The 7839-nt window shown below is 58.8% G+C and carries 5 protein-coding genes; 3 read left to right on the forward strand and 2 right to left on the reverse strand.

Annotated elements, in window-relative coordinates; all coding sequences use genetic code 11:
• Window positions 1-10: 10 nt before the first annotated feature.
• Window positions 11-943: a LysR substrate-binding domain-containing protein gene (locus AB3Y40_RS17880; protein WP_369440233.1), complete on the reverse strand. Its 933-nt coding sequence runs from the start codon at window positions 941-943 to the stop codon at window positions 11-13.
• 97 nt (window positions 944-1040) lie between these two features.
• Between AB3Y40_RS17880 and AB3Y40_RS17885 the strand changes: the two genes are divergently transcribed.
• The 3 genes from AB3Y40_RS17885 to AB3Y40_RS17895 are packed head-to-tail and all read left to right on the forward strand — an operon-like array spanning window position 1041 to window position 5263.
• Window positions 1041-2183 carry an iron-containing alcohol dehydrogenase gene (locus tag AB3Y40_RS17885; protein ID WP_369440234.1) on the forward strand — a complete coding sequence of 381 codons (1143 nt, stop codon included), beginning with the start codon at window positions 1041-1043 and terminating at the stop codon, window positions 2181-2183.
• Complete coding sequence (locus AB3Y40_RS17890) at window positions 2170-3663, forward strand: aldehyde dehydrogenase family protein (protein ID WP_369440235.1); 1494 nt, start codon at window positions 2170-2172, stop codon at window positions 3661-3663. Before AB3Y40_RS17885 ends, AB3Y40_RS17890 begins: the two co-directional genes overlap by 14 nt.
• A gap of 31 nt (window positions 3664-3694) precedes the next feature.
• Window positions 3695-5263: a BCCT family transporter gene (locus AB3Y40_RS17895; RefSeq protein WP_369440236.1), complete on the forward strand. Its 1569-nt coding sequence runs from the start codon at window positions 3695-3697 to the stop codon at window positions 5261-5263.
• Between the two features lie 225 nt (window positions 5264-5488).
• Here the strand turns inward: AB3Y40_RS17895 and AB3Y40_RS17900 are convergent.
• Window positions 5489-7839, reverse strand: a 2351-nt coding sequence (locus AB3Y40_RS17900) for a beta strand repeat-containing protein (protein WP_369440237.1), incomplete at its 5' end; no start/stop codon positions are given.

Consider the following 7839-nt stretch of genomic DNA (forward strand, 5'->3'; position numbering starts at 1 on the left):
GCCGTTCAGCCTACGCTACGATTGTGGCGACCGACGCGGGTGCAAGCGCATTCCAAAGCGTCAGCGCATCCTCGGAAATAGAACGGGATCTGGGGCGCCCCAGAAAGTAGCCGTTGCCAGTGACATGCGCCGTTGTGGTCAATTCCACGAGATCCCCGCGCGCCAGAAAGTCCGCCAGCATATGTCGGCTGCCCAAAATGACGCCGTTGCCTTCCAGCGCCGCCAGAACCGCTGTGCCATAGTTCGACACGGTGATCCGGATGGCCGGGACGGGCTGGTCGGGCAAGTAGGCCTGAAACCACATGCGCAAAGTGAACCAAGCCGCGTTGGCCCTGCGGTAGTCAATGCAATCCAGTGTCGACAGGTCCTGAACCGCCAGTTCCTCGCCCGGCACCGTGATGCCTGCTTGTGCCAGATAAGACGGGGCCGCCATGGGGATCAGCTCCTCCGAAAACAGCAGCGTGGTGGACCATTCCGGATGCCCTTCAACGGCATAAAGAATGGACAGCGCGTCGGGCGAGTTTTCCAGATCTGAAATCCGGTCTGTGGTGTTCAGGACAATTTTGAGGTGCGGAAACGTGTGCGAAATTTTTTGCAAGCGTGGCGACAACCACAACTGAGAGACCGAGGCAGCCGCGGAAATCGCAACCTCTCCAGTCGTGCTTCCCGGCTGCAATGCATTAATCTCGGTTGCCAGATAATTCAGGGCCGTATCCACCCGCGCGGCAAGCCGGGCGCCACGTTCGGTCAGATCAATCCGGCGGCCAGATCGCACGAACAATTCAAATCCCAGCTGCTGCTCAAGCCCCTTGATCCGCTTGCTGACGGCCACTTGCGTCACAAACAACTCCTTGGCCGCAAGGGTAAAGCTTCGATGCCGCGCCGCTGCCGAAAAGACTCGCAGGGCATCCAAAGAAATATGTCGTAAAGCTGGCTCTTGCATAACTTTGAGTATGTATAATGCCAAAGAATTTATCAATTGTTATAAGAAATAATGGGGTCTAGCGTCGCCGCAGGTTCAAAATGACCTAGGGGCACCCATGATTCACCAGACGCCACAACCTGCTTTCTCTTTGGGATCGGGGCAGTTGATCGACAGCCTAGCAACATGCGGGCTGCTGAATGATGGCAAGGCCACTTTGGTTGTGGCCGACGCATTCTGGACGGACCAGCCGGTGTTTGGGCAGATGCGCGCAGCACTGCCCGGTCCGGCGACGATCTTTGACCAATTCGCCGGCGAGCCAAAGGCCGCACATATTGAGGCAGCGGTCCAAATGGGCCGTGCTGCCGGGGCCGAACTGGTGATCGGCATGGGCGGCGGCTCGGCACTTGATATCGCCAAGATGGCGTCTCTCTGCCTCGCGGGGGGGCACGGGCCCATGCATTATGCCCTTGGTGCCAATCCGGTGCCACGCACCACCTGCGACCTGATCCAGATCCCCACAACCGCCGGCACAGGGTCCGAGGCAAATGGCACCGCGATCTTTGCGGGCGCAGATGGCGGAAAGCTATGGGCCTACGGTACAGCACTGAAGCCCGCACTCGCCATTCTTGACGCAAACCTTCTGCAGTCCTTGCCCAACACCCTCAAGGCTTGGTGCGGGATGGACGCGCTGATCCATGCTTTCGAGGCAGGCACGAACAAATGGGCCAATCCGGTGAATACCGCACTGGCGATCCGCGCGATCGAACTGATCCTGCCCGCATTGCCCAAGGCCATTGAGGGGGACGCAAAGGCACACGAAGACCTCTTGCTGGGGTCGTTTTTTGCCGGGCACGCGATTGAAAATACGGGCACGGCCATTGCCCATTGCGCAAGCCATGCCATGGCCCGATTTGCGCCGATCCATCACGGATTTGCCACGGCCCTCGCCTTTGAAGCGACGCTCCCGCAAGTGGTTGCAGTACCCAACCAGGCACTGGACCGTGTGGCGGCACCGTTCGGTCTGCCGCCCGCCGCCTTGCCAGGCGCCATCACCGCCCTGATGGACGCACTTGGCATCGTCCGCGTGCTTCCCGACGCCTTCAAAGGTGTACGCGCGGATGCCCTCGCAGCCGAGATGCAAGCCGGGGCCAATGCGCCCATGCGCAACGCCGCGACGTTTGAAACCACGCCCGAGGTGCTGAACACCATCGCCGGGACACTCTTGGCCTATTCGCCGCAGGACCATGCCGTTGCTTGATATTCCCACCACCAAAGAGCGTTTGGACCAGATGGTCGTGGAAGGCCGTCATTTTATTGACGGCGCGCACCGCGGCGCGGTCAACGGTGCCACTTATCAGCGCAACAGGCCAATGGATGGTCTCCCCGGGCCGCTGATTGCCCGTGGCACGGCAGAGGACATCGACGCCGCCGTCAGGGCTGCCCGCCGCGCCTTTGCAGCGGGAAGCTGGTCCGATCTGGACCCCGCAGAACGCAAGGTCGTGATGCTGCGCTTTGCCGCCCTGATCCGCGAAAACGCAACAGAACTGGCGATGCTGGAAACGCTCGACACGGGTCGCCCGATCCAGGCGGCGCTGTCAGTCGATGTGGCCTCCGCCGCCAACACCATCGCTTGGTATGCAGAGCTTGCCGATAAGCAATACGACGAGGTCGCACCGACGGGTCCCAATGATCTGGCCACCATCAGACGGATGCCCTTGGGCGTGGTGGGGGTGATCACGCCGTGGAATTATCCGTTGATCGTCACCGCATGGAAGTTGGGGCCTGCTTTGGCGATGGGCAATTCGGTCGTTCACAAACCCGCAGAGCAATCAAGCCTGTCGGCGATCCGATTGGCCCAATTGGGCCATGAGGCGGGCCTGCCTGCCGGTGTTCTCAACGTGGTTGCGGGCTTTGGTGCCGAAGCGGGTGATGCCCTGACGCGGCATATGGATGTGGACCTGATCGCCTTCACGGGTTCGACCCCCGTGGGCCGTCTGGTGATGGAAAACGCCGCCAACTCCAACATCAAGCGCGTTGCGCTGGAGTTGGGGGGAAAGTCCCCGGTCGTCGTCTTCGAGGATGCCGATCTGGACAAAGCAGCCGAGGCTGTGGCCTGGGGCTTTGCCTATCACGCCGGCCAGACCTGCCATGCGCCGACCCGGCTGTTGTGCCATGAAAGCCAAGTGGAACCGCTTGCCGCCAAGATCGAAAAGGTTTTGCAGGACATCCCGACAGGCCACCCGTTTGATGATGCCTCACAAGTGGGGGCCGTGATCGACGAAAAACAGTTGCAGCGCATTCTGGGCTACGTTGAACGGGCAGAGGCGGCAGGCGACAAACGGCTTTTTGGCGCGCAGCGCATTATGGAAGACAGCGGCGGCACTTATATGTCCCCCGGCATCTTCCTGACCAACAATGCCTCTGAGATTGCGCAAGAGGAAGTCTTTGGACCAGTCCTCGCGATGATCCCTTTTGCCACCGAAGCCGAAGCGCTGCAGATGGCCAATGACACGCCCTATGGGCTGGCGGCGGCGGTCTTTACGCAGGACATGAGCCGCGCAAACCGCATATCAAACCGGCTGCGGGCGGGCACTGTCTGGATCAACACCTATGATCGCGCCAACATGTCGACGCCCTTTGGCGGCTTCAAGCAATCGGGCTTTGGCCGCGACAGATCTGTTCACGCGCTGGACAAATATGCCGACCTGAAAACCGTCTGGCACAGCTTCGACGGTTGAAGAAACAATACCTGATAGGGAGGAGACTAAAATGCTATCCAATGTGAGGCCCATCGTATTCTGGGGGCCATTTCTCTTGATGCTTGCGGCGGTGATTTCCAGTTTCGCCGCGCCGGACGCCTTCTTGGCGACCACATCCGCAATCAATAGCTGGACGCTGGATAAACTGTCATGGCTTTACAGCCTTGCGACCTTTGCCTTTGTTTGCACAATTGCGTTCATCTATTTCTCGAAATTGGGTGCTGTCAAAATCGGCGGCGCAGATGCTGAACCGATCCTGTCTCGGTGGAACTGGTTCGCGATTGCGCTGTGCACAACCGTTGCCATCGGCATCCTGTTCTGGGCCTCTGCCGAGCCGATGTTCCACGTCTATAGCCCGCCTGCGTCTTCGGGGATCGAACCGAACTCAGCCGAGGCCAAGCTTTTTGCGCTGTCCACGCTCTACCTGCACTGGGCCTTCACGCCTTATGCCATCTACACGCTTCCGGCGATTGCCTTTGCCCTGGCCTATTACAACCTAGGCAAATCCTACTCGTTGGGTGGCATGTTGTCGGTCATGTTCGGGCGCCACGCGGAAGGCACCGGCGGTCAGATCATCGACGCACTTGCCTTGTGGGCGCTGGTGGCCGGTATGGCGGCCTCGCTTGGCACCGGGTTGCTCACCGTCGCGGGTGGTCTGGGGTCAATCCTTGGCATTGAAACCACGGGCGTCGTGTTGGCCTTTGTCGCAATCGCGATCGTCGGGTCCTTTATCGCTTCGGCTGCAACAGGCCTGATGAATGGTATTCGGGTCCTGTCAGACCTGAACACCAAGTTCTTCTTCATCCTTGCAGCCTTTGCCTTCTTGTGTGGACCGACAATTTGGCTTTTGTCAGCTGCTGTCGACGCGCTGGGTGTCTATTTCTCCAGCTTCCTGGAACGCAGCCTCTTCACCGGCGCTGTGGCCGAAGACAAGTGGCCGCAGTGGTGGTCCAACTTCTACTGGGCAAACTGGCTGGCTTGGGCTCCGATTACGGCGCTGTTTCTTGGTCGTCTTGGCCGTGGCTACACAGTGCGCGAGTTCATCCAGACAACCATGCTGGCTCCGTCACTCTTTGCGATCGTCTGGATGACAATCTTCGGCGGTCTGGCCATCTATTCCGACGCGGCAAGTGGCGGCGCTTTGAAGGCTTCACTGGATGAAAACGGAGCGGAAAGCGTTGTTTATGCGCTGTTCGAGTTCCTGCCCTTTGCACCCGTCCTCGTGATCGTGTTCGTGGTTCTGTCCTTTATCTCTTTCGTGACAGCCTCGGATTCGAATTGCGAAGCCATCGCATCCCTCTGTGAAGAGCGTACAGCCGATGACACGCGCCCAACCAGCCTGCCTTTGAAAGTGATCTGGGGTGTGCTGATTGGCGGAATCGCCTGGTTCATGACCGCAACGGCGGGCATTGACGGCATCAAGATGATGTCGAACCTGGGCGGCATTGCAGCCTTGTTCATTGTGATCGGCGCCATGCTGTGCATCTGGCGCATGGTTGGTTGGGTCAAAGGCGTTGACCTCGAACAAAGCGAGACTACGCCTGATGTTGGTGTGATGGCTGCCGAGCCAGCAGAATAAGCCAACTCTTAAAGGGTCTTGAAACCACAGATTCCGCCCCCGGTTCACATGCTGGATCGGGGGCGGAATTGTTTGCAAAGCAACACGATCACTCTGCCATGAACGCGGTGACGGAGGGATTTTAGTAGTACCCCATCCGCCATCTTTGCAATGTCGACGTCGCGAACGAACCTTGGCCCGTGCGCGTCCCTTCAAACCGGGTCAGCACCTGGACACATAGCCCGATCAGAAAATTACCAGATCATCAATAAGCGCGTTGGTGTCGGTAAAGCCGATCAGGCGGATGGTATTGCCATTACCAAAGTCCAGCGTGGTCGCACCGTTTACGATCATGCCATAAGTCGCGATCACCTGTGCCTCTGTCAGGCCACCGCCCCAAAGCGCGTCGTCAATCCGAAGCGTGTCGACGTCATCTTCAAACCCGACAATTCTGTCAGCACCAAAGGCCAGATCGAACTCGAATATGTCGGTGCCATTCTCGGCGTTCAGCAGATCATTGCCGGTGCCGCCATTCAGCCAGTCCGCGCCATTTGCACCAAACAGATTATCATTCCCGTCACCGCCATAAAGCGTGTCCTCACCAACCCCTCCGCGCAGGATGTCGTTGCCGGCACCGGCAAAAATCGTATCGTTCCCATTGCGGCCAAAGATACTGTCCGCCCCGTTGCCAGTGACAAAGACATTGTCAGCGCCACTGCCAACCAAGGTGTCATTGCCACCCCCGGTCTCTAGCTCTTCGATCCCGATAAGCTTGTCATTGCCATGGCCGGTGGCCTGCACCGACGCGGTATTGAGCCGCACATTTGCATCAGTCAGGCCCGAATAGACCGCGCGATCAATGCCCGATCCGCCGTTAAAGAGGTCATCACCTGTATCGCCGAGCAGCGTATCATTGCCGCCCCCGCCGTACAGGCTGTCATTCTCGCTTCCGCCGTAAAGGACATCATCCTCGCTGCCGCCGTACAGCAGGTCATCGCCTGCGCGCCCGAACAGGGTATCAACCCCTGCGCCCGCTCGCAGCTCGTTCGCTGCACTGCTGCCGGTGATCTCGTCGTTGCCACCCGACGTGGTCACGTTCTCAATTCCCAGCAAAGTGTCCACGCCATGACCGGTATCCTGGGCCAGAACAGTGTTCAGCATGACCGTCGTGTCGATGCCGCCTCCAAATTCAATCAGATCATTGCCCGCCCCGCCATTCAGCAGATCATTGCCGCCATCACCGCGCAGGATGTCGTCACCGGCACCACCAAACAGACTGTCAAATCCGTTTCCGCCCCGCAGGCTATCCGCGTTCGTGCCGCCATAAAGGCTATCATGGCCTCCCAGACCCAACAGGGTGTCAGTCCCGCCATTGCCTTCGATGACATTGGCCCCATCGGTGCCAGAGACACTGTCAGCCCCGGCGCCCAATATGGCGTTCTCAAATTCGAACGCGCGCTCGGCAAAATTGGTGAGGCCAGTCACCATGTCCAATTGGTAGTCACCGCTGAACTCTGCGGTGTCGATCGTATCGATGCCTGCGCCACCATAGGCGGTCTCCGACCCGGCAGAGCTAAAGTAGACAAGATCGTCGTCATCACCACCATAAAGCTGCTCGCCAAACGCTCCTGTCGATACGCGGTTGTCCAGAATGTCGTTGCCATCGCCACCAAAGACACTGTCGGCGCCATTGCCGCTGCTGATGGAATCGTCCCCGATCCCGCCAAAAATCTCGTCTATGCCCAGGCCGCCAAAAATGGTGTCATTGCCCGCGTCGCCGTTGATCGTGTCGGCATCATCACCGCCATAAAGCTCATCTGCGCCACCAAGTCCGCTGATGACATCTGCGCCGGTATTGCCAAAGATAGTGTTCGATCCAGACGTGCCATCGACTGTTTCGGCCTGATTGTCGCCGATATAGTTTTCAAAATTCACGGCCGTCGACATGGCCGTACCTGAGAGGAAATTGATCGTCCCGGCCTGCAAATCGATGACCATCGGCCCAAAAACGATAGAACCGGACTGATCAAGCGTGTCTATGCCGTCGCCGCCATCCAACACGTCACCGGTTAGGCCACCGTTGTTTTCAATTGTGTCGTTGCCATCGCCGCCATTAATCGTATCAGTGCCGCTTGATATGCCCGCACCATCTGTGATCACATCGTTGCCATCACCACCAAAGATAACGTCCTGACCGACCGATCCTTCGATGGTGTCGTCGCCGCCGTTACCGATCAGCGTGTTGTCACCGCTGTCACCGGTCAGAACGTCGTTTCCACTGCCGCCAGTCAGATTGACAAACCCGGTCAGCGTATCGGTCCCGATCCCGGCGCCAGTTGCGGATGTTGTGGTCGCAACAACGCCCTGGGTATCGCCAGAATAATCCGCCGTATCGTTGCCCGCACCGGCATCCAGCGTGTCATTGCCCGCACCGCCCGACATGCTGTCATCACCTGCACCGCCAAACAGGGTATCATTTCCCGCGCCGCCGTTGATGCTGTCGGATTGGGAGGTGCCGGTGATTGTCTCGTCGCGGCCAGAGCCGATGATCTCGACATAGTCGTTCTGCGCGCCCCAGCCGGTGAACTGCCAGCCCG

The sequence above is a fragment of the Yoonia sp. R2331 genome (assembly GCF_041103235.1).
Classification (GTDB): domain Bacteria; phylum Pseudomonadota; class Alphaproteobacteria; order Rhodobacterales; family Rhodobacteraceae; genus CANMYO01.

Excerpts from the sequence above, each read along its gene's own strand:
- AB3Y40_RS17880 (WP_369440233.1), bottom strand. The coding sequence starts at position 943 with ATGCAAGAGCCAGCTTTACGACATATTTCTTTGGATGCCCTGCGAGTC.
- AB3Y40_RS17885 (WP_369440234.1), top strand. The coding sequence starts at position 1,041 with ATGATTCACCAGACGCCACAACCTGCTTTCTCTTTGGGATCGGGGCAG.
- AB3Y40_RS17890 (WP_369440235.1), top strand. The coding sequence starts at position 2,170 with ATGCCGTTGCTTGATATTCCCACCACCAAAGAGCGTTTGGACCAGATG.
- AB3Y40_RS17895 (WP_369440236.1), top strand. The coding sequence starts at position 3,695 with ATGCTATCCAATGTGAGGCCCATCGTATTCTGGGGGCCATTTCTCTTG.